The 20,828-nt window shown below is 65.9% G+C and carries 30 protein-coding genes; 8 read left to right on the top strand and 22 right to left on the bottom strand.

Going from position 1 to position 20,828, the window contains the following annotated elements; genetic code table 11:
- Positions 1-113: 113 nt before the first annotated feature.
- Positions 114-1,391 carry an amidohydrolase family protein gene (locus M0209_RS12195; protein WP_258888536.1) on the top strand — a complete coding sequence of 426 codons (1,278 nt, stop codon included), beginning with the start codon at positions 114-116 and terminating at the stop codon, positions 1,389-1,391.
- Complete coding sequence (locus M0209_RS12190) at positions 1,388-2,005, top strand: phosphatase PAP2 family protein (RefSeq protein WP_258888535.1); 618 nt, start codon at positions 1,388-1,390, stop codon at positions 2,003-2,005. The genes M0209_RS12195 and M0209_RS12190 overlap by 4 nt, the downstream gene beginning before the upstream one ends.
- A gap of 4 nt (positions 2,006-2,009) precedes the next feature.
- Here the strand turns inward: M0209_RS12190 and M0209_RS12185 are convergent, their stop codons facing one another.
- From M0209_RS12185 to M0209_RS12170, 4 genes are read right to left on the bottom strand one after another with little or no spacing between them, the layout of a single operon-like run.
- Positions 2,010-3,809 carry an aminopeptidase P family protein gene (locus M0209_RS12185; protein WP_258888534.1) on the bottom strand — a complete coding sequence of 600 codons (1,800 nt, stop codon included), beginning with the start codon at positions 3,807-3,809 and terminating at the stop codon, positions 2,010-2,012.
- Positions 3,802-4,689 carry an alpha/beta fold hydrolase gene (locus M0209_RS12180; RefSeq protein ID WP_258888533.1) on the bottom strand — a complete coding sequence of 296 codons (888 nt, stop codon included), beginning with the start codon at positions 4,687-4,689 and terminating at the stop codon, positions 3,802-3,804. The genes M0209_RS12185 and M0209_RS12180 overlap by 8 nt, the downstream gene beginning before the upstream one ends.
- Positions 4,686-5,150, bottom strand: coding sequence for an NUDIX hydrolase (locus M0209_RS12175; RefSeq protein WP_258888532.1), 465 nt, complete (start codon positions 5,148-5,150; stop codon positions 4,686-4,688). Before M0209_RS12175 ends, M0209_RS12180 begins: the two co-directional genes overlap by 4 nt.
- Positions 5,147-5,425 (bottom strand): BolA family protein, encoded by a 279-nt coding sequence (locus M0209_RS12170; RefSeq protein WP_408988201.1) that lies wholly within the window; start codon positions 5,423-5,425, stop codon positions 5,147-5,149. Before M0209_RS12170 ends, M0209_RS12175 begins: the two co-directional genes overlap by 4 nt.
- A gap of 38 nt (positions 5,426-5,463) precedes the next feature.
- Here M0209_RS12170 and M0209_RS12165 point away from each other — a divergent pair, with 38 nt between their 5' ends.
- Positions 5,464-5,970, top strand: a complete 507-nt coding sequence (locus M0209_RS12165; protein ID WP_258888531.1) for a hypothetical protein — start codon at positions 5,464-5,466, stop codon at positions 5,968-5,970.
- Entirely contained in the window at positions 5,967-6,551 is a 585-nt protein-coding gene (locus tag M0209_RS12160; protein WP_258888530.1) for a J domain-containing protein, read from the top strand. Before M0209_RS12165 ends, M0209_RS12160 begins: the two co-directional genes overlap by 4 nt.
- Before the next feature lie 5 nt (positions 6,552-6,556).
- Here the strand turns inward: M0209_RS12160 and M0209_RS12155 are convergent, their stop codons facing one another.
- The 15 genes from M0209_RS12155 to M0209_RS12085 form a co-directional block, all read right to left on the bottom strand.
- The gene (locus M0209_RS12155; protein ID WP_258888529.1) at positions 6,557-7,552 is read right to left on the bottom strand and encodes a hypothetical protein; all 996 of its coding nucleotides are present in this window, start codon (positions 7,550-7,552) and stop codon (positions 6,557-6,559) included.
- Between the two features lie 85 nt (positions 7,553-7,637).
- Positions 7,638-8,483: a TIGR04222 domain-containing membrane protein gene (locus M0209_RS12150; RefSeq protein WP_258888528.1), complete on the bottom strand. Its 846-nt coding sequence runs from the start codon at positions 8,481-8,483 to the stop codon at positions 7,638-7,640.
- Between the two features lie 2 nt (positions 8,484-8,485).
- Positions 8,486-9,064, bottom strand: coding sequence for a hypothetical protein (locus M0209_RS12145; protein WP_258888527.1), 579 nt, complete (start codon positions 9,062-9,064; stop codon positions 8,486-8,488).
- A gap of 59 nt (positions 9,065-9,123) precedes the next feature.
- Positions 9,124-9,633: a DUF1697 domain-containing protein gene (locus M0209_RS12140; RefSeq protein ID WP_258888526.1), complete on the bottom strand. Its 510-nt coding sequence runs from the start codon at positions 9,631-9,633 to the stop codon at positions 9,124-9,126.
- On the bottom strand, positions 9,630-10,070 hold the full coding sequence (locus tag M0209_RS12135; protein WP_258888525.1) for an SRPBCC domain-containing protein: 441 nt from the start codon (positions 10,068-10,070) through the stop codon (positions 9,630-9,632). The genes M0209_RS12140 and M0209_RS12135 overlap by 4 nt, the downstream gene beginning before the upstream one ends.
- Positions 10,071-10,081: 11 nt before the next feature.
- Positions 10,082-10,729, bottom strand: a complete 648-nt coding sequence (locus M0209_RS12130; RefSeq protein WP_258888524.1) for a glutathione S-transferase family protein — start codon at positions 10,727-10,729, stop codon at positions 10,082-10,084.
- Entirely contained in the window at positions 10,726-11,175 is a 450-nt protein-coding gene (gene aac(6') / locus M0209_RS12125) for an aminoglycoside 6'-N-acetyltransferase (RefSeq protein ID WP_258888523.1), read from the bottom strand. The genes M0209_RS12130 and aac(6') overlap by 4 nt, the downstream gene beginning before the upstream one ends.
- Positions 11,172-11,570: a hypothetical protein gene (locus tag M0209_RS12120; protein WP_258888522.1), complete on the bottom strand. Its 399-nt coding sequence runs from the start codon at positions 11,568-11,570 to the stop codon at positions 11,172-11,174. Before M0209_RS12120 ends, aac(6') begins: the two co-directional genes overlap by 4 nt.
- A gap of 3 nt (positions 11,571-11,573) precedes the next feature.
- Positions 11,574-12,053 carry a VOC family protein gene (locus tag M0209_RS12115; RefSeq protein WP_258888521.1) on the bottom strand — a complete coding sequence of 160 codons (480 nt, stop codon included), beginning with the start codon at positions 12,051-12,053 and terminating at the stop codon, positions 11,574-11,576.
- A 130-nt stretch (positions 12,054-12,183) separates the two neighbouring features.
- Positions 12,184-12,999 carry a VOC family protein gene (locus tag M0209_RS12110; protein WP_258888520.1) on the bottom strand — a complete coding sequence of 272 codons (816 nt, stop codon included), beginning with the start codon at positions 12,997-12,999 and terminating at the stop codon, positions 12,184-12,186.
- 11 nt (positions 13,000-13,010) lie between these two features.
- Complete coding sequence (locus M0209_RS12105; protein WP_258888519.1) at positions 13,011-13,361, bottom strand: DUF1428 domain-containing protein; 351 nt, start codon at positions 13,359-13,361, stop codon at positions 13,011-13,013.
- Between the two features lie 14 nt (positions 13,362-13,375).
- Positions 13,376-13,747 carry a DUF1428 domain-containing protein gene (locus M0209_RS12100; RefSeq protein WP_258888518.1) on the bottom strand — a complete coding sequence of 124 codons (372 nt, stop codon included), beginning with the start codon at positions 13,745-13,747 and terminating at the stop codon, positions 13,376-13,378.
- Positions 13,744-14,181, bottom strand: a complete 438-nt coding sequence (locus tag M0209_RS12095; protein WP_258888517.1) for a VOC family protein — start codon at positions 14,179-14,181, stop codon at positions 13,744-13,746. Before M0209_RS12095 ends, M0209_RS12100 begins: the two co-directional genes overlap by 4 nt.
- Before the next feature lie 22 nt (positions 14,182-14,203).
- Positions 14,204-14,617: a VOC family protein gene (locus tag M0209_RS12090; protein WP_258888516.1), complete on the bottom strand. Its 414-nt coding sequence runs from the start codon at positions 14,615-14,617 to the stop codon at positions 14,204-14,206.
- Between the two features lie 4 nt (positions 14,618-14,621).
- Positions 14,622-15,257, bottom strand: a complete 636-nt coding sequence (locus tag M0209_RS12085; protein WP_258888515.1) for a TetR/AcrR family transcriptional regulator — start codon at positions 15,255-15,257, stop codon at positions 14,622-14,624.
- Positions 15,258-15,386: 129 nt separating this feature from the next.
- Between M0209_RS12085 and cobS the strand changes: the two genes are divergently transcribed.
- Entirely contained in the window at positions 15,387-16,391 is a 1,005-nt protein-coding gene (cobS, locus tag M0209_RS12080; RefSeq protein WP_258888514.1) for a cobaltochelatase subunit CobS, read from the top strand.
- Here the strand turns inward: cobS and M0209_RS12075 are convergent.
- The 3 genes from M0209_RS12075 to M0209_RS12065 form a co-directional block, all read right to left on the bottom strand.
- Positions 16,388-16,939 (bottom strand): hypothetical protein, encoded by a 552-nt coding sequence (locus tag M0209_RS12075; RefSeq protein WP_258888513.1) that lies wholly within the window; start codon positions 16,937-16,939, stop codon positions 16,388-16,390. The two genes, cobS and M0209_RS12075, sit on opposite strands and share 4 nt — an antisense overlap.
- 275 nt (positions 16,940-17,214) lie before the next feature.
- Positions 17,215-17,472 (bottom strand): hypothetical protein, encoded by a 258-nt coding sequence (locus M0209_RS12070; RefSeq protein WP_258888512.1) that lies wholly within the window; start codon positions 17,470-17,472, stop codon positions 17,215-17,217.
- Positions 17,473-17,502: 30 nt separating this feature from the next.
- Positions 17,503-18,309 (bottom strand): transglutaminase family protein, encoded by an 807-nt coding sequence (locus M0209_RS12065; protein ID WP_258889635.1) that lies wholly within the window; start codon positions 18,307-18,309, stop codon positions 17,503-17,505.
- Between the two features lie 153 nt (positions 18,310-18,462).
- Between M0209_RS12065 and M0209_RS12060 the strand changes: the two genes are divergently transcribed.
- Genes M0209_RS12060 through M0209_RS12050 form a run of 3 tightly spaced genes read left to right on the top strand, consistent with a single transcriptional unit; the run spans position 18,463 to position 20,173 of the window.
- The gene (locus M0209_RS12060) at positions 18,463-18,987 is read left to right on the top strand and encodes a hypothetical protein (RefSeq protein ID WP_258888511.1); all 525 of its coding nucleotides are present in this window, start codon (positions 18,463-18,465) and stop codon (positions 18,985-18,987) included.
- Positions 18,984-19,982 (top strand): UDP-glucose 4-epimerase GalE, encoded by a 999-nt coding sequence (galE, locus tag M0209_RS12055; protein WP_258888510.1) that lies wholly within the window; start codon positions 18,984-18,986, stop codon positions 19,980-19,982. Before M0209_RS12060 ends, galE begins: the two co-directional genes overlap by 4 nt.
- A complete protein-coding gene (locus M0209_RS12050) occupies positions 19,979-20,173 on the top strand; it encodes a DUF1737 domain-containing protein (protein WP_258888509.1) in 195 nt (64 codons plus the stop codon). Before galE ends, M0209_RS12050 begins: the two co-directional genes overlap by 4 nt.
- Positions 20,174-20,828: the final 655 nt, after the last annotated feature.

Genomic DNA, 20,828 nt, shown 5'->3' with positions numbered 1-20,828 from the left:
CATCGTCGCTCGCTGCGCTCGCGCCACCTCCCCTGCGCTTCGTGGGGAGGAATTAGGGAGTTCCCCTCGCTCCCGACCCCGCTAAGCTGTCCGCAACCATAAAGGGGATTTCCATGCGCCTGTTGCTCACCGCTGCCGTTCTGACCCTCGCCGCCCCTGCGCTCGCCGAGACCGTCCACTTTCGCGCCGCGCACATGATCGACGTCGAGACCGGCCGCGTCATCGACTATCCGCTGGTCACCGTCACCGACGGGCGCGTTGCGGGGATTGCGGATTCACGCACCGTGCGCCTCTCCGGCGAGGCGAAGATCGTCGATCTGGGCGACCGGACAATCCTGCCCGGCCTCATCGACATGCACGTCCACCTCGATTCGCCCGCCGATATCGGCGGCTATCGCGGGCTGGAATTCACTGACAGCTTCTTCGGCATGACCGCCGTCGGCAATGCCCGCGCGATGCTCGATGCCGGGTTCACCACCGTCCGCAATGTCGGGTCGGGCAACCGCAACGACATCGGGCTGAAACAGGCCATCGACAATGGCTATGCGGTCGGCCCGCGCATCGTCCCTGCCGGTTATGCGCTCGGCGCGACCGGCGGGCACTGCGACAGCACGTTCCTGCCACCCTCCCTTGAAAAACCCAAGAAGGAAGAAGGGGTCGCCGACGGGGTCGAGGAGTTCCGCTATCAGGTTCGCCGCCAGCGCAAATTCGGGGCCGAAGTCATCAAGGTCTGCGCGACCGGCGGCGTGTTCAGCCGCAACACCGAACCTGGCCAGCAGCAGCTGAGCGAAGTGGAACTCCGCGCCATCGCCGACGAGGCGCACCAATGGGGTCTGCAAGTTGCCGCCCACGCGCACGGGGCCGACGGCATCAAGGCCGCGATCCGCGCCGGCATCGACACCATCGAACATGCCAGCCTGGTCGATGACGAAGGCATCAAGCTCGCGGTCGCGCGCGTCCGCCCGGTGTGGTTTTCGATGGACATTTTCAACACCGATTACACCCAGGCCGAGGGCGCGAAGAACGGCGTGCTGCCCGACAACCTCCGCAAGGACCGCGAGATCGCGCAGCTCCAGCGCGATAATTTCCGCAAGGCCGCGCGCGCGGGCGTCCGGATGGTGTTCGGCAGCGACGCGGGGGTGATGCCGCACGGGCAGGTCGGCGGGCAGTTCCGTTACATGGTCGAATACGGGCTGACCCCGTTGCAGGCGATCCAGGCCGCAACCCGCAACGCCGCGCAGGCACTGCGCCGCGAAAAGGACGTGGGGGCGATTGCGGTCGGTCGCTATGCCGACATGATCGCGGTCGATGGCGACCCGCTGAAGGACGTGCGCGTGCTCGAAAAGGTCGCGGTGGTAGTGAAGGGCGGCGTGGTGGTGAAGGGTCGTTGAACCGCCGCATCGCGACCGGGGCTGCGCTGGTCGCGGCTGCCGTCGCGCTCGGTTTTGCGATCGTGGCGGGGTGGCTGGCGTGGTTCGACACGCCGGTCATGTACGCGCTGGCGCTGACCGGGGCGTCGCCGCGCTGGCTGGTCGCGGCGACGCAGTTCGTCACCGAACTGGGCGATGTCGATCCGCGCAGTGTGTTCGTGATCCTCGTCTGCATCGTGCTGATCGCGCGGCACTGCTGGCGCTCGGCGGTGGTTTACCTGATCACCGTCAGCGTCTCGATCATGGGACATACGCAGGCCAAGCTGTTCTACGGCCGCGCGCGTCCGCGCCTGACGCCGTGGTTCGACCAGGCGGGCGACCTCAGCTTCCCCAGCGGCCATGCGGGCGGCGCCATGGTCGTGCTGCTCGCCGCCGCGCTGTTGATGCGCGAGGGGTGGCTGCGCTGGCCCGCGCTCGGCATTGCGCTTGCTATCGCCGTCACCCGCCCGATGCTCGGCGTCCATTGGCCGACCGATATCATCGGCGGTGCCCTCTGGGGCGCAGGCTTCGCGCTGATCGGCGCGGGAGTCGCAGGCGCGCTGGGACTGCCGAAAGCGCGGATGCTCCAAGGCTGACCGTTCAAAGCGGCGCGCAAACGCTTTCCAGCCACGCCTTTGCTTCGCCCTCGACCTGCGGCCCGACGATCCGCAGCACATCCGCATGATAGCCGTCGAGCCACGCGCGTTCGGCGTCGCTGAGCAGCGCAGGTTCGATCATCGTCTTGTCGATTGGGGCAAAGGTCAGCGTTTCGAACCCCAGCATCGGCATGTCGCCGCCCGCGATCTGCCGCTCCTCGACCAGCACCAGATTCTCGATGCGGATGCCGTAATGGTCGGGCTTGTAATAGCCCGGCTCGTTCGACAGGAACATGCCCGCGACCAGCGGTTCGGCCGTGCCCGGCTGTCCGCCGCCGGGCTTGGCGATGCGCTGCGGCCCCTCGTGCACCGCGAGGAACGCGCCGACACCGTGGCCGGTCCCGTGCGCGTAGTCGCACCCTGCCGCCCACAGGAACTGGCGCGCAAATCCGTCGAGTTGCCCGCCGGTCGTCCCCGCCGGAAAGACCGCGCGCGCAATCGCGATATGCCCTTGCAGTACGCGGGTGAAGCGGTCCTTCACTTCGGCAGGCGGATCGCCCGGGCCGACCCAGATCGTCCGCGTCACATCGGTGGTGCCGTCGGCGTACTGCCCGCCACTGTCGCACAGATAGACCGACGACGGATCGATCCGCCGGTCGGTCTCGGCGCTCGCCTTGTAATGCATGATCGCGCCATGCGGCCCCGCGCCCGAAATGGTGTCGAAGCTCAAATCGAGCAGCTTGCCGGTCGCTTCGCGGAATTTGCGAAGCTGGTCGGACGCCGAAATCTCGGTCAGCCCGCCCTTCGGGGCCTCGACCGACAGCCAGTGGAGATAGCGGCTGAGCGCCGCGCCGTCGCGCGCCTGAGCCGACCGCTGCCCCGCCTGTTCGACGCGGTTCTTGATCGCCTTGGCCAGCACCGCCGGATCGCGCGCTTCGACGATGGTCGCGCCGCCCTTCGCCAACGCGTCGAACACCGCGACGACCGCGCGTTCGGGGTCGCTCGCGATGCGCTTGCCTTGTAGGCTCGCCAGCATCGCCGCGAACGCCGCGCGGTCATGCACCCGCACGCCATTGCCGAGCGCCGCGCGCACCGTTTCGTCGATCTTGTGCGGCTCGACGAACAGGTCGGCGGTCGCATCGGCGTGGAGGATCGCGAACGCCAGCCCGACCGGCGTGTGCGTCACATCGTCGCCGCGCAGGTTGAACGTCCAGGCGACCGAATCGAGCGCGGTCATCACTGTTGCGTCGAGGCCATGGCCGGTCAGCCAGTCGGCGATTTCGGCGCGTTTGTCGGCGGCGCTGCGTCCGGCGAGCTCGTTCGACTGGACCTTCAGCTTGGCGGGCGACATCGCCGGACGGTCGGCCCACACCGCATCGAGCGGATTGCGGGCAACGGGCACCAGCGTGACGACCTTGCCGACGCTCTCCACCCAGCCCTTGTTATGCAGCCAGGGATCGTAGCCGATCCGCGCGCCAGCCTTGGCATGCTCGCCCAGCCACGCCGCGATGCTCGATTGCGGCACGCCGACATAGTCGAACAGGCTGCCGTCGACCTGCTGCTGCACCTGCAACGTGTAGCGTCCGTCGACGAACACCGCAGCGCGGTCGGGCAGGACCGCCGCCGCCCCCGCCGACCCGCGAAAGCCGGTCAGCCATTCGAGCCGCTTGGCATAATCGCCGACATATTCGCTCATATGCTCGTCGGTCAGCGGCACGACGAAACCGTCGAGTCCGTCCGCCGCCAGTTGCGTGCGAAACGCGGTCAGGCGTGCGGCATAATTGGGGAGGTCATGGTCAGCCATCGAGAAACTCGCGCAATGCCGAGGTCACCGCCTCTGGCTTTTCCCAGGTAATGAAATGGCCCGCGTCGGCCACTTTCACAAGGCGCAGGTCGGCGCACAGTTCGTCGAGGCCGACGAGTTGCGACGGGGTGAGTGCCTTGTCCTGCATCCCCCAGACGACCAGCACCGGCATCTTGAGCACCGGGAAGGGCGCGTCGAGGAAGGCGGGGCGCTGCGGCGTCTCGTCCATGGCGGGGACGATAATCGTCGCCGCGCGATACCAGTTGAGCATTGCGGTGACTGCGCCGGGCTGGCCCCATTCGTCGAGATAGGCGGCTTTGTCATCGGCGGTCACGTTCAGCGAGAAATGCTCGCCGAAGGTCTTGCGAAAGAAATTGTCGAGGTCGCCGCCGATATGGTCCTCCATGCCGGGGACGCGGAAGGCGCGGATATATTGCGACGCCTCACGCTGGCCGATGTCGTCGAACATCGCCTTTTGAAAGACGAAGGGGTGCGGCGCGTTGACGATGGCGAGCCGCGCGACCCGGTCGGGATGGCCGAGCGCCACCGCCCAGGCAATCGCGCCGCCCCAGTCGTGGCCGACCATCGTGAACTTGTCCACGCCCACCGCATCGGCCAGCGCGATCAGGTCGGCAACGGGCTTGTCGTGCGTATAGCTCTCGACCCCCGCCGGTTTCGAAGACCGCGCAAAGCCGCGCTGGTCGGGCGCGAACACGCGGTAGTTGCGCGACAGATCGGCCAGCTGATGCCGCCACGTCCGCGACGATTCGGGAAAGCCGTGGAGGAAGAAGATCGCAGGCGCATCCTCGGGGCCGCCATGGGTGACGTCGAGCTCGACGCCGGTGGGCAGGGCAAAACGGGTGGTGGTCAGTGCAGTCATCGCGTTTTGGCATCCTCGGCTGCGTTCAGGCTCGCCTCGACAAGGTCGGCCAGATCTTCGGGAAACACGGTCTGCCGCGTTTCGCGCAATTCGTCGAGCGTCCACCAGTGGTGTCCAGTCATCACGCGGCGTTCGAGTTCGGTATAGCCGTCTGCCGAAATCGTGCGGTCGGCAACACGGACGAGGAAATAGCGCTCGTCCGCGCTGACATCCTGTCCCTCGATGGTCGTGAATTCGGCTGTCTTTTGGGCGACTTCGGGGCCGGGGTCGGCGTCGATCCCCGTTTCCTCGATCAATTCGCGCCGCGCGGCTTGCGCGTAGGTCTCGCCCGGGTCGCACGCGCCGCCCGGCGTCGCCCAGAAGTCCGCGCCGTTCGGGGGCGTGAAGTGGAACATCAGCACGCGGCGCTCGGCATCGACGATGAGCAGCCGCGCGGCAGGGCGGGCAACGCGGACAGTCATTCACCCGGTGCTATCGCCTTGATAGCCAGCGCGTGCACCCGTTGCCCCGGCAGGTCGCCGAGCGCGCGGTTGACCATGCGCTGACGCTCCAGCCGCCCGACGCCGGTGAAGGCCGCGCTTTCCACCGTCACGCTGAAATGCGATTCGCCCGACCCGTCGTCGCCGCTATGCCCGCTGTGCTTGGCGCTGTCGTTCGACACGATCAGACGGTTGGGGGCGAGCGCGGCGCGCAGCCGGTTCTCGATTTCCTGCGCGACAGGTCCGGTGGTCATCATGGCTTAACATTCGGCGCATCGCTTGCCATGTTCAAGCGATGATCGTGACGATTACCAAGCAGCGCGACCACGACCGCATCCTGATCGACCGCCCGGACTGCCCGCCCGTCGAAACGCGCTTCCCGAAAAAGGGCAGCGTGCCGCACGATGCCGTCCATTTCATCGTCGAACGCGCACTCGGTCTTCGCCGGGGATTCTGGGGCTTGGTTGCCGATGGCGTCGATCCCGGGGAAATTCAAAATCTGGCGAAGCAAGCTGGACACGCCAGTGCGAGCCGCGCCCATCCGCCAGCGCCGCAGATCGTCGAACTGCTGCAAGCCGAGCGGCTGGTCGAATGTTTCGAAGCCGCGTTGTGGGACAATGGAGCTGACCCGGCCACGCTGCGCGACATCGCGCGGGTGGCGTGCGAGAGTTCGTTCGTGGCATTGCCCCCGCTGGACGACGCGACAATATTGGCGATCATGGCGCAGGTTCGGGAGCTTCATACGGGGTGGGCGAACGCCCCTGTCGGTCATGCCATCCGTTATGACTGGCAAGTCGCGTGACCGACGCATTCCGCTCCCGAACCCGTTTCCACGGCCGCATCGAGCGCGATGCGCCGTGCAGCGAGCCAGGATGCAGCGAGCCCGGCGAATTCCGCGCGCCGATGTCGCCCGGAAACTTCGACGGGCCGGGGTCGTGGCGCTGGCTGTGCCTCGACCATGTCCGCGAGTTCAATGCGAAGTATAACTATTTCACGGGCATGACCCCCGACGAGATCGAGGAACAGCAGCGTCCGATGGCGGGCTGGGAGCGCGAAACACGCGCCTTCTCCACCGGCGGGGCCGACCGCCCACCGAGTTGGGCCGACTTCACCGACCCGCTCGACGCGATTTCGGGCCGCTTCCGCCGTGGCGCGCCTGTGGAGCGCAAGGACGGCCGCGCGCTGTCAGGCGAACAGCGCCGCGACCTGAAAACTTTGGGCCTCGACATCGACGCGGACCGCCGTGCGCTCCGTACCCGCTATTCCGACCTCGTCCGCCGTTACCACCCCGACCGCAATGGCGGCGACCGCAGTCATGAGAAGTCGCTGACCGAGGTCATAGCCGCCTATCAGCGGCTGAAGGGCGCAGCGGCATTTGCTTGAAGGGCTCAGTGCGCTGCGGACCTCGCCGCGAGCTGGCGGCACACTGCGTGTTCGACAGGTTCGGTCCATGCGGCATCGCCGTCGCTCCCGAGCTTGCCAAGATAGACACCGGCCTCGCTCCCGTCGCCCATGCGGCAGGCAATCTTCGCAAAATTCGCGAAGTTCCAGTCGTCGGGATAACGCACAGCCACATCGGCCATGGCGGTCTTCATCGTCGGCCAGTCGATCTCCGACCGGCGCAGGCAGTTGCACTGGTCGAGGTGCCAATAGAAGCGCGCATAGCCGCCGGTGCCCTCGACCGCGCTCGACCGTTCGGCGGCGAAACGGGCGAGCGCATCGACTTCGGCATAGCTGCCGAACCATTGCGGCTGATAATATTGAAAGGCGTTGAAATAGAGCGGCCAATAGGCCGGTTCGCGCGCCGTCGCCTCGTCGAGCATTCGCCGAAACGCCGCCTTGTCGCGGCCCTGCAACAGGTAAATCTCCGCCATGACGGCATAATATTCGGGATCGGCGGAGGCGACGCGCTTGTTCGCGGCGAGCAGGGCATGCGCTTCGGCGACGGCGGCGGCCACTTTCGGCCATGCGGCGGGATCGACCTGCGCCGCCGTCCCCGATCCACGCAGGCACCAGGCGCGATCGACAAGGACGGCCGCCCCGACGATCGACGGTCCCGGTGCATCGGGCGTCGCCGCGCGCCAGTCGGCAAGGAAGCGCGCCGCGTCATTGTCGCACGATCCCTCAATCTGCTTGCCCTTTGCCGCGTAGCGGAGCTGGGCATGAAACAGCGCAAGCTTCCACGTGCCGCTGGGCGTGCGGACCCGATGCGTCGCATAGTCGGTTTCGAGTGCGCTCAGCCGGGCAAAATCGCGCGCGGTCGCAGCTTGTCCCGTGGCGTCGAGGATTGCCTTGCGCGTGCCGAGTTCGCCGCCCGGCGTCGCGGCTTGGACCGCGCAAATCGGCAGGAGGATGACGGCGAAGAGAAGCTTCCAGAAGCTCATTGCTGCAAGCTAATCGGCAATCCTTGCCGAAGCGTTGCCGGTCCGCTGGCGTGCGAAGAAAAGGGCGGGGTTATGTCATCCCGCCCTAACTCCCGCAGCCGCCGCATCCCCCGCCGCCGCAACCGCTTCCCCCAACGCCGCAACCGCTGCTGCCGCCATCGCCCGACGACGAACTGCCGCCGTCGCCGCTGCCTGCCGAGCGCATCCTGTGGAGGTCGCTCCATGCCGATCCCGCCAGCACGCCGGTGCCGAACAGCGCGACTGCCGTGCCGATCTCGCTCGATGTCGGTGCGCGCTTCAGCCTTTCGTTACGGCTGGCGGCATCGGCCAGCGCGCCGTGCGCGGCTTGCGTCCGGCGGTCGATCCTGAACCAGCGGATCGCGGCGAACACCGCCGTGACCACCAGCAGGCCGATCAAGAACCCGACCGGTTTGCCACGCGCCTCGCCGACCATCAGCTTGACCGTGCCGAACCCGATCAGCAGCACATAAGGCAATGTCTGCCACCAGCGGGTCCGCGCGGCCTCCTCATCGGTCATGTACAGCCCGCTGCCCGCCAGCTTGCGCGCGACGGGTTCGGCGTAATCGGCGATTTGCGTCTGGATGGTCGTCCATTTGATCGGTGCGGACAGCGCGAGCACCCGCTGTTCGGCGGCGGTGTTGCCGCTTGCGCCTGCCTTTGCGGCAAAGCCACTGCGCCCGAGGATGACCAGCGCCCCGCGCGCCAGCAGCCGCGCGACCAGCGCCTCGACGAAGCGCCCCTTGCCGCCCGCCAGCACCGCCAGCATGTCGGGGTCGGCAATGTCCTGCGCGCGCCCCGGCGGACGCAGGCGGACGGGAATGACGAAGCCCGCCACCACCGCTGCCACCAGCAGCACGAGGTAGAGGATCAGGAACGGTCCGCCGGTCAGATCGAAAGGGCCGAGCCCCATGACTATGCTCCTTGCCAGAGAAACACGCACACACCGCCCGCCAGCGCCGCCAGCGCGAGCAGGGCAATCAGGATGGATTTACGGATGACGATCCCGTCGCGCGGATGGATCCGCCGCGCGCGCGGATCGTCGTTCAGCCGCCGGTCCGCCGAGGGCCACAGATCGGGCGGCGGGCTTTCGCCGAACACGCTTTCGTAGCTTTTGAGCGTGTCGGCATATTGGTCGAAATAACGTGCCTGCTCCGCCCCGCCGCCTGCCGTCGGGCCATGGTGGAGCGGACGGCCGAGCACGTCGGGGCAGAACCGCTCCCAATAGTCGCGGCTGTAGGTCAGATGCAGATGCCAGGCTTGGTCGACTGCGTCCGACGGGGTGACCGGATGCGCAGCCACGACGGCAAGGAAGCAGAAGCGCCGGTATTCCTCGATCACCCGCGCAGCCCGCACCGCCGTCCAGCCGTTCTCGCGCGCAAGCCGCTGCGTGAACGACAGCGCCGCGTCTTCGGGGCCGATGATGTAACGGGAGAGCGCGATCCGGACCGGGTGGCCGGGATACGAAACGGGCATGACGTCCGGATCGCTCATCTGGAATTCCTATTACACGAATAGGAATTAAATGTCAAGCTTCGGGTGCATGCCCCGGTTCAGGCGTTGAGCAACGTCGCCATCTTCTTCACCGAGTTCATGTTCCGCCCGGTGCGGTCTTGCTTTCCCGCGATCTTGAGCTTGGTGAAACGGATACCTTCGCCGTAATCCACGAATAGCTCGCGCGTCCCCAGCGCAAGCCGTTCGCCCTGTATATCGCGGCACTCAGCGATCACGTCGGGCGGCGGCGGCGCGTCGTAGAAAAACACCATGTGCCGGCTGCCATGCGCGTCGGGGAAGGGATCGGCGGCGACGATGGCCGCCAGTTCGGCAGCGTTGCGGACCAGCACCGGCACCCGCTTGCCCGCATAGACGGCGAGCCGCGCCTCGAGTTGCGCCTTGACCTCGCCCTCCGGCAAGTCGCTGTCGAACAACAGATTGCCGCTGGCGATGAATGTCCGCACCCGCGCAAAGCCCAGTGCTTCGCCCATGGCCCGCAGGTCGGCCATCGCCAGCTTGCCCGTGCCCCCGACGTTCACCGCGCGGAGCAGCGCGACATAGCTCGTCATGCTTCGCAGAGCGCCTTCAACTGGTCGGCGCAGGCACCCCAGCCCTGGTCGAAGCCCATATCGGCGTGGTTCTTCGACGCCTCCTCGGTCCAGTGGCGCGCGACCGCCGCGTAGCGTGTGCCCTCGCCTTCGGGGGCGACCGACCATATGCCGATCATGAACGGTCCGGCCGGTTCGAGGTCGCCGACGATCGCGTCGGTAAAGGCAAAGCGCCGCCCCTCGTCCCATGCCAGCACCGTGCCGGGGTGCGGGTGCACTTCGCCGTCGGGACCGTACATCGTGCAGGTCGAGGTGCCGCCCGCGCGCCGTTCGAGCGTCGAGAACTCGGCGCGCCAGGGTGTCGGGCACCACCATTCCTCGATGCGGTCGGTCATGACCGACCACACTTCGGCCGGCGGTGCCGCGATGAAGCGGGTGACACTCAGTTCGTTACTCATCCTTGGTCTCCTTAATCGCGGTCGGGTGCGCCGAGCGGGAAATAATGGCGATAGGGGCGCGCGCCGTCGACACAGCGCGCCATCGACGGCCGCGCGAGCAAGCGGGCGCGATAGGCGCGCAGTGTGGCGAATTCTGGGGCAATGGGGTGCACCCAGTCGGCGTAGAACAGCGAGGGCGCGCCCGCACAATCGGCGAGACCGAAGTCGTCGCCTGCCGCCCAGGTCCGCCCGGCCAGCCGTGCGTCGAGCCAGCCATAGATTTTGTCGAGCGCCGTCGCGCACGTGGCGCGCGCCTTCGCTACCTCATCGGAGTCGCGGCCATGGACGATGGCGGCGAGCACGACCTGCTGCATCATGTTCATGACATGATTGTCGAAAATCCGGTCGAGCATCCGCACCTCGCGCGCGGCATCGCGGTCGTCGGGCACGAAATGCGGCGCGACATGTTCGACGATGATGCTCGATTCGACGATGACATTCCCGCCGTCCACCAGCACGGGGAACTTGCCCACCGGCCAGTGCGCCGCCAGCGCCGCACCGTTCTCTGGAAATTCCGCATCGAGCACCCGGAATTCAAAGGGCGTGCCGGTTTCATACAGCGGGATCAGCGCCTTCCATGTATAGGACGAAAAGGGGTGTCCGAAGAGTTCGAGGGTCATTGCAAATCCCTTTTGAAAAACACCACGCGCTCGGTTTCGGCAAGGCCGACGGCGGCGTGGAACGCATGGCTTTCGACGTCTTCGATCAGCGCATCCGAGGCAAATTCGGTGCAGCCCTGCGCCCGGCCCCAATCGGCGACGGCCTCGACCAGCATGCGCCCGACGCCCTTCAGCCGTCCGGCGGGATCGACACAAATCCCCTCCAGATAGGCGACAGGTGACGTGTCGCACGCCTCGACATAATCGTGCCGCAACGCCGCCTCGGCAAAGCCGATAATGTCGCCGCCATCACTGACGGCCATGAACGCAGCCTGCTCAGGGTTCGACGCGGTGAAATAGGTCGCGATTTCGGCGCGGTGGTCGTCGGGATCGTCGTCATGCCAGAGGATAGCGCGCAGCGATTGCCAGCGTGCGGCGTCGGCTGGTTGTGCGGGCCGGACGATCACAGGCCGCCTTCCGCAATCTTCATCTGTTGCCCTACACGGTGCCCGCCGAGCACCGCAAACGGGACGATACAGGCCCACCAACCCAGATGATACCAGACGGGATACTGGTCCCAGATCCTGATATGCCAGACGACGGAAAGCACGAGCAGGACTGTGCCGAAGGCCAACGCTGCGGACCTGCTGCCCCTGTCCGCCCGAGCCGCCACCGCCCCGCCTGCGACCGCCGCCAGCGATCCGGCTGTCAGCCGCACAAGCAGCATTAACAGATCATAGGCACGGGTAGGTTCGGCCTCGGCATAGGCGGGCCAGCCCGTACGCGCTGCGAACAGGCACAGCAGTACGACGGCCTCGAAGGCCAAAAAGCCCGCCAGCACGGCACCGGTTCGTCGCAACACAGTCTAATCGCCCCGCACCGCTGCCTCGATCGCCGCGACGTCGATCTTCTTCATCGGCATCATCGCGGCGAACGCGCGCCCGGCAACTTCTCCCCCCGCCGACATCGCCTGGGTCAGGGCGCGGGGCGTGATCTGCCAAGAGATGCCCCATTTGTCGCGGCACCAGCCGCACTGGCTTTCCTCGCCGCCATCGCTGGTCAGCGCATCCCAGTAACGGTCGGTCTCGGCCTGGTCGTCGGTCGCCACCTGAAAGCTGAACGCCTCGCTGTGCTTGAAGCGGGGCCCGCCGTTCAGGCCGATGCAGGGCACCCCCATCACGCTGAATTCGACGACGAGCGCATCGCCCTTCTTGCCGTCGGGATAGTCGCCGGGCGCGCGGTGGACGCCGGTGACATGGGTGTCGGGAAACGTCGCCGCGTAAAAATTCGCGGCTTCTTCTGCGGCATGTTCGTACCACAGGCAGACGATATTCTTGGCCGTCATCGTTGCTCACCTCCTTCTTGTCGCCGAGCGCGAGCGAGGTGCTCCTTCGAGCGCCAGCGAGAAACGTCGCATTGCAAACCTCGCTTGCGCTCGGTGGAGCACCTCGCTGACGCTCGGCGAGGAATGGCCATCAACCCTTCCTGCTGCCGACCAGCGCGAAAAACGCGCTCTGCGGATCGATCCCGTTCAGCGAATAATCCCCTCCGGGAATTTCGACCGGGCCGTGGATCACCTTGCCGCCGCTCGCTTCGATGTGCGCGACGGCGGCATCGATATCGGCAACGCGGAAATAATGGTTCCACGCCGAAACCGGCACTTCGGGTACCTTCGGCATCACCGCGCCCAGCATTCCCTGTCCCGGCGGCGACCCGTCGGGCGCGCGACCGGCGTGCCGCAGGAACGCGTATTTGCCCATCGGCCCCATATCCATCTCGCCGTCCTTCACCCAGCCGAAGCGCTGGCCGTAGAAGTGCAGCGCGGCAGCGGGGTCGCTGGTGTGCAGCTCGTTCCACGCGCAATGGCCAATGCGGGGGCGGTCGTATGAAAAGGCGTTGCTCACCTTGTCCGGATCGTTGGCGGGCGGTATCGGCTTCATGACATAAAAGGCCGCGCCCTGCGGGTCGGCGACCATGGCGAAGCGCCCGATACCCGGCATGTCGCGCGCGGGCATGTAAGTCCGTCCGCCGCCATGTTCGATTGATTCGACCATCTTGTCGACGTCGTCAACGAGTACATAGCCGACCCAAGCCGGACGCGCGCCGCCCGCCGTCATTTCGGGGGTCAGTTGCAACATCCCGCCGACGCCGCCTTCGCTGCCCTGTATTTCGCGGTATTCGTCGTTGCCGCTGAAGCTCCAGCCGAGCAGCGGGCCGTAAAATGCCGCCGAAGCTGCGCCCTCGGTCGTCATCAGTTCGTACCAGATGAAATCGCCGTGATGATTGGTCATGGGTCTTCTCCCTATTTTGCGTGCACCGACACCGCCTCGAACGCGCCGAAGATCATGCGCTTGCCGTCGAAGGGTGGCTGGCCGCCGCCCATGCGCTCGTCTTTCATCGCCGCTTCCCAGCCGGTGTCGCGCGTCGCTTTGTCGGGCCATTCGATCCAGCCGAACACCACCGTCTCGCCTTCCTCGGCTGCGACCGCACGATAGAAGTCGGTCTGTTTGCCGCGCGGCACATCGTCGCCCCAGCTGTCGACCACGCGCGTCGCCCCGTAATCGAGAAACAATGTGTCCACGCGGTTGGCATAGGCGGTGAAAGCGTCGCGTTCGCCGTCTTTCACGCTCGCCATGAATCCGTCGATATACATCGGTTCTCTCCCTTTCAGAGTTCGACGACGGGGGTGAAGCCGCCGTAGATCATCCGCGCGCCGTCGAAAGGCATCGGGTTCTTCGCCGGATCCATGCGCGGGTCGCTTTTCGCTTCCATCATCTCGGTGGTCTTCGCCATTGCCGCATCGCGCGTCGGCTTGTCGGGCCATTCGATCCAGCTGAACGCGATCGTCTCGCTCTCCTTTGCCGCCACCGCCCGGTGGAAATCGGTCTGTTTGCCGTGCGGCACATCGTCGCCCCAGCATTCGACGACGCGCAGCGCGCCGAGTTCCTTGAAGATGGCGTCGATCGTTTTCGCGTGGTGGATGAACTTGTCCTTGCCCGCAGCGGGAACCGGGATCACGAACCCGTCGATATAGGTCATTGGCCTGCTCCCTCGATTGGCGCGCCCAGCGCCCAGCGATAGCCGAACGGGTCGGCGACCTGGCCGTAACGGTCACCCCAGAACATGTTTTCGGGCTTCATCGCGGGGGTCGCCCCGGCAGCGACGGCGCGGTCGAACCATGCATCGACGTCATCGACTTGCAAGTGAAGCGTCACCCCCAGCGGCGGCCCCGAACCGACATCGGCACCCCCGCGATATTCGGGGAAGTCGTCGTTGAGCATCAGCGAAGATCCGTTGACGACCAGATGCGCGTGCATCAGCCGCTTGCCGTCGTCGGCGGGCATCCGCATCAGCTCGGTCGCGCCGAACGCCTTTTTATACCAGTCGATGGCTTCGGCAGCGGTCCCGCCGCTGGCGATGGTCAGGTGCGGGGTAAGGCCGCCGATCGGGTCCTGGTCGGGATTCCTTGCCATTTTTCCTCTCCTTCGTTGACGATTATGCCGCCGCACCTCCCGCAGCCGCCGTATCCATCCAGAACGGTTCCCAGACATGGCCGTCGGGGTCGAGGATGGTGCGCTGGTACATGAACCCGTGGTCCTCGGGCGGGTTGACGTCGGCGGTGCCGCCCGCCTTTGCCCCTGCTTCGACAAGCGCATCGACCGCGGCGCGGTCGTCAACGGCCAGCGCCAGCGACACTTCGCTTGCGCCGGCGTCGCAGATCGGTCGTTTGGTAAAACCGCTCCATTTGGCGTGCGTCAGGATCATGACGTAAATCGCCTCGCTCCACACCATGCATGCCCCCGCATCGTCGCTGAATGCCGGATTATGGGTGAAGCCGAGCGCTTCGTAGAAGCCGCGCGCACGGGCCAGGTCGGCGACCGGCAGGTTGATGAAAATCATCTTGCTCATGGGGTTATTCCTCTCCCGAACTGCATTTCCCGAACAGCATCTCGACGTAACGCTTCAGATGCGTGACCGATGCCCGCGCAATCGCCGGATCGTTCTTGGCCTTGGCCAGAATGAACGCCCCCTGCAGCACCGCCTGGATATGATAGGCGAGATCGAGCGCGGTTGTGTTGCCCGCGATGCCGTAGCGGTCGATGGCAGCTTGAACGTCCTCGGCCAGTCGCTCGGCGTAGGCGGCAATGCTGGCGTCGCACGCGGCCCGGATATTGTCGTTGGTCGCAAATGCTTCCTGCACCATCGTGCCGACGAAGCAGGTGAATTCCTCGACCGGCCCGTCGAGCATCGCCAGGCGGAAATCGATGTGGGCGAGGAGGCGTGCTAGGGGGTCGTCGAAACGCATCCATGGCGCGTCGGTAAATATCCGCGCCTCGGCATGGTCGGTCCAGGCCTGTGCGCCCGCGACCGCCAGCGCTTCCTTCGACGGAAAATGGTGAAAGAACGCGCCCTTGGTGACGCCCGCCGCTCTGCACAGATCGTCGATACTGGTCGCCGCATAGCCCTTTTGCCGGACAATCGTCGTCGCCGCTTCGAGCAATTTGGCTCGTGCACCAGGGGGCTTGGCAAGGGCAGATCGACTCGACATCAGCTGAACATACCGACCGACCGGTATGTAGTCAAACTTTCAGGTGTGACTTTTGTGACCTTTGGCCGTTTTCCTTGACCTTTGCGTTTCACATCCGCACGGACTTTGCCGTTCCTCCAGGAAGCACCGATGACCGATCTGCCCAACGCCCAGCCCGACAGCCGCACCGACACGGTGATGGACGCGCCCGACCTGAAGGTTTCGGTGCGCGACATCTTCGGCATCGACACCGACATGATGGTCCCCGCGTTCAGCGAGGCCGACGAGCGCGTGCCGGACCTCGACCCGAGCTATGTCTTCGACGGCGACACCACGCTCGCGATCCTCGCAGGCTTCGCGTTCAACCGCCGCGTGATGGTGCAGGGCTATCACGGCACCGGCAAATCGACGCATATCGAACAGGTCGCGGCGCGCCTGAAATGGCCGTGCATCCGCATCAACCTCGACGCGCATATCAGCCGGATCGACCTGATCGGCCGCGACGCCATCGTGCTGCGCGACGGGCAACAGGTCACCGAGTTCCGCGAGGGGCTGCTCCCCTGGGCGCTGCAGACCCCTACCGCGTTGGTCTTCGACGAATATGATGCCGGCCGCCCCGATGTGATGTTCGTGATCCAGCGCGTGCTGGAAACCGAGGGCAAGCTGACCCTGCTCGACCAGAACCGCGTCATCCGCCCCAACCCGTATTTCCGCCTGTTCGCGACCGCCAACACCGTTGGGCTGGGCGATACCAGCGGGCTGTATCACGGGACGCAGCAGATCAACCAGGGCCAGATGGACCGCTGGAACATCGTCGTCACGCTCAACTACCTCCCCGCCGCCGTGGAGGCGCAGATCGTCCTCGCGAAGAGCGGCGAGTACGACCACGAGGGCGGCAAGGCCGAGGTCGACAACATGGTCAAGGTCGCCGAACTGACGCGGCAGGGCTTCATCAACGGCGACATCTCGACCGTGATGAGCCCGCGCACCGTGATCACCTGGGCGCAGAACGCGCTGATCTTCAACGACGTCGGCTTCGCGTTCCGCTTGAGCTTCCTCAACAAGTGCGACGAGGCGGAACGGGCGCTGGTGGCGGAATATTACCAGCGGGTATTCGGGAAGGATTTGCCGGAGAGTGTGGTCGGGCGGAGCTAATTCGCCGCCCCGCTCATCTCCACCTTGTCGACCCACTCCGGGTAGAACACCGGTTCGCGGTTCGACCAGCCGGGCGCTGTCGCGGCGGCTTCGCTGATCGACTGGAGCAGGGTACGCCGCTTCTCGGGGTGGAGATGCGGGAGCGCTGCCGCTGCGCAGAACGCGCCGGGCAGCCACGGCCGCGCCGCTGCACCGATCAGGCGTTCGTAGAGAAAGCGATACGCGGCAAAGCCCGACAGGCGGTCCTGCCCCAGGTCGAATGCCGACATCGTGACCAGCGGGGCCATGAATGGTTCGACGCGGTCGAGGCCGCTGTCTTCGGGGACTTGCGCGCGGACGCTGTCGAGGCGGCTGTAGACTTTGGTCTGCGCCTTGATGCTGGCTGCTTCGATCGGGTCGCGGGACCACAGGCCGATGGCGTCGGTACGCTGGAACCCGATGTCGAGCGAACGGCGGATGTAGCGCTGCGTGCCCTTGTCGAAACCCGCAAACTCTTTCAGCTCGTTGAGCGTGTTCGCGCCCTCGGCCGGTTTCGCACTCGTACCCATCACCTTGCACTCCGCACCCAAAGTGCCGCAGCCCCGCGCTGCGGACGGCTGCGATCATGCGCCTTCATGGTTAGCAAGAGCTTAACCATCTGTTCGGGCATGATTCAGGCCGCAGACGCAGTGAATCACAGCATTTGTTGCAGTGCAACAGGCAAATGCGATGAAGCGATGTACGCCGAACTCGCGACGAGGAACAGGGGACTGTCCCCTCTTGGGGACTGTCCCCCGCTAAGGTGAAGAGGGACAGTCCCCAAGAGGGGACAGTCCCTAGCCTGTTATGCGTTGCTGCGGACTTCGGGTTCCTCGCCGTGCTGGCCATCGGTGGGCGCAGGTTCGGCGGCACGGGCGGGCTGGGCGATGGAGATCGGGTCGGACCCGTCCATCGAGGCATCGAGCGCGGCGTCGAGCTGGGCATCGGGGTCTTCGGGGTTGGCTTCGAGCCGCTCGACCAGCGCCTCGTCCTGCAAGGCGGTCTGGCCCTCGGGATGGGCGGGATTCCGGTCGGTCGGCATGCGGGTCTGGGCGTCGGTCACGGTCACTCTCCGTTGCGGTTCGTGCCTCCTTCAACCCGCAGGTGCGCCCACGGGTTCCGCCGTCACCGACACCCGCTGGTCGAGCAGAGTCGCGGTGCCGAACACCGTCATGAACGCGATATCGGTGGCGTCGCGGCCGATGGCGACGCGCGCGATCTCGTCGGGATGCGCCATCCCCGTCGCATCGACCAGATGCCAGCCGCCGTCGAGCCAGACCTCGACCACCGCATGGAAATCGGGCGGGGTCACGCCGGGTGCATAGGCCGACACGAGCCGCGCCGGGATCAACGCCGCGCGCGCGAACGCCGCCATCAGATGCGCATAGTCGCGGCACACCCCTTCGCGCCGGACAAAGGTGTCCTTGGCGGTGGTGTAGCCGTCGGACGCGCCGGGGACATAGCTCAGCTCGCGCATGATCCAGTCGCGCATCGCCACGACCTTGGCCCCGCCGACCAGATCGCCGAACTGGCGCTGGACGAAGGTTTCGAACAAATGGCTTTCGACATAGCGGCTGGGCAGCAGATAGGGCAGCACCAGTCCCGGCAGGTCGCGCGCGAGCGTAAGGCCCAGCGGCGCGAGATCGGGAACCGCGCGGTCGATGTCCACGGTGGCGGCATAATGCGCGGAGAAGCGACCGACGCCTGCCGCCCAGGTACGTTGTCCGATCGAGTCCTCGCCAGGGACGGCGCGCAGCCGTTCGGGTGAGGTCGCGGTCAGTTTCTCGCTGACGATCCGCTGGTCGGCCATGGCGGCGGCCTCGACCTGCAGCAGGACATCGGTGGGTTCGTCGGTCGGCGGCAAGGAATAATCGAGCAGGACGTCGATGGCGAGGCGCATCGCGGGGAGGACTTTCACATCTGGAGGGCCGCCCTTGTCGGGGCGGTTCGTTACGGTATCGAGGCGCTGCGATGAATGCGCCGTCGCTCGACAAGTTCCGTGGCGGTCGCCATAGGCGCGCAAAGTCGGTTTGTCTCGGGAGTTCGTTTCGCCATGGTGCGTTTTTTGCCGGTGCTGCTGGCGCTGCTGCTCGGCCTGTTCCCCGCCAGCGCGCGCGCCGATATCGAGGTCGGTTTCTGGACGCGCGAGCTGGGACTCGAACTGCCGCACGCCTTTTTCACGATCGACGGGACGGTGGACGGGAAGCCGGTCAGCGAGACCTATGGCTTCACGGCGAAGGCGATCACACCTGCGCTGCTGTGGGGACCGGTGCCCGGCCGCATCGATATCGCCAGTAAGGGCTATATGGCGGCGAGCCACAAACTCTACACCGTGACCGTGCCCGATGCGGCCTATGCGAAACTCAAGGCTGTCGTCGCACGCTATTCGGAAAAGCCCGGCAGCATCTACCGGATGAACGAGCGCAACTGCGTGCATTTTACGGCTGAGGCCGCGGCGGCCATCGGCTTCCGGCTGCCCGACGGCAAGGGCATGATGAAGCGTCCGACCAGCTACATGATGGCGGTTGCCGCCGCCAACAAGGACTTCCCGACGCTGAAAATGGTGGCGCACAAATGACCGCAAAGCCGACCGTTCTCGTCACCGGCGGGGCCGGCTATATCGGCAGCCATGCCGTGCTGGCGCTGCGCGACGCCGGCTATGGCGTGGTCGTCATCGACAATCTGGTCACCGGCTTTCGCTGGGCGGTGCCGGAAGGGGTGCCGTTCGTCGAGGCCAGCATCGACGATGCCGCAACCGTGGCAGCAACGATCCGCGACCACGATATCGGGGCTATCGTGCACTTCGCCGGATCGGTGGTCGTGCCCGAATCGGTCAGCGACCCGCTCAAATATTATCTCAACAACACTGTCCGCAGCCGCAGCCTGATCGAGAGCGCGGTGACCGGCGGCGTCAAGCACTTCATCTTCTCCTCGACCGCGGCGACCTATGGCATTCCCGACACGGTGCCGGTGCGCGAGGATATGCCGACGGTGCCGATCAATCCCTATGGCATGTCGAAACTGATGACCGAAGCGATGCTGCGCGACACCGCCGCCGCCCACCCGCTCAACTACGCCGCGCTACGCTATTTCAACGTGGCGGGTGCGGACCCCAAGGGCCGCACCGGGCAATCGACCGCAGGCGCGACGCACCTGATCAAGATCGCGGCGGAGGCGGCGACCGGCAAGCGCGCGTCGGTCAGCGTATTCGGCACCGATTACGCGACCGAGGATGGCACCGGGGTGCGCGACTATATCCATGTCAGCGACTTGGCTGACGCACATGTCGCGGCGCTCGACTGGCTGATCGCGAACCCGACCGAGAATCTGACGGCGAACGCGGGCTATGGCACAGGTTTCAGCGTGAACCAGGTGCTCGATGCGGTCGACCGCGTCACCAACATGAAGCTCGACCGGCGTTATGAAGGGCGTCGCGCGGGCGACCCCGATGCGCTGGTTGCCGACAATGCTCGCATCCTTTCGACGCTCGACTGGACGCCGCAACGCGCCGACCTCGACGGTATCGTTCGCGATGCGCTGGCGTGGGAACGGCATCTGGGAGAACGCGCATGAGCAGGACTTCGCCGCCCGATGGGAAGCTCGTCTATCGCTTGATGACGGGGACCGACGACAAGGTATTTTGCCAACGTGTGTCGCAGGCGCTGGCAGAGGGCTATGAGCTCTACGGCCTGCCCGTCATGACGTTCGACCCTGCGCGCGTCGAGATGCGCGTCGCGCAGGCGGTGGTGTGGAGCGGAAGTTAGTCTGACGGAGTAAGAGTAAGCGAAGGGCTTCGACAAGCTCAGCCAAGTCGGGTTGAGAGCCTGTCCCCCCAACCGACTTGGCTGAGCTTGTCGAAGCCCCTTCTTGCTGAAATCTCCAACATCGACAGACACACGCCTCCCTCCGCAGCTACCCCGCGCGAAATTGCGGCCGGCGCGTCCTGCCACGGGCATCCGGGCGGGACGCTTGTTTTGGGGACAAGCATCCCCGTCTAGGCACTTGGGAGAGTGCCGTGTCGTCGCTGGTCCTGCCTCGTCATGAAATGTGGCGACGTCGGCATGTCGATCCTGACCCCGCTGCCTGCACCGTGAGGGGTGCAGGGGTCGAACGACCGGCGCAGTCCCGCACGCGGCGGGACCGACGACCGGCAAGCCTCCCCCTGAAAGGAGCGGCCTGGCCGTGCCGGACGTCCAGCGGGCGTTGCGGTTGACCGAACGGCTGGACCGGTGACGATCCGGCGACGATGCATCGGTTTGAAACCGGATGACTCCGCGCCGGCCGCATGTCGCAGACAGAGCCGAAGCCCCGCCCGCGCATCCCGGCCGCCACGCTGCGCGGGCGTTTAGGCCGGGACCGGGTTCTGATAACCGATCTGGTTATGTCTGTCAAGTACAAAGTGAGAACATTGTTACACGG

The sequence above is a fragment of the Sphingomonas sp. SUN039 genome (assembly GCF_024758725.1).
Lineage (GTDB): Bacteria > Pseudomonadota > Alphaproteobacteria > Sphingomonadales > Sphingomonadaceae > Sphingomonas_O.
The sequence above is the reverse complement of the archived record's forward strand: the minus strand, read 5'-3'. Positions and strand labels throughout refer to the sequence as shown.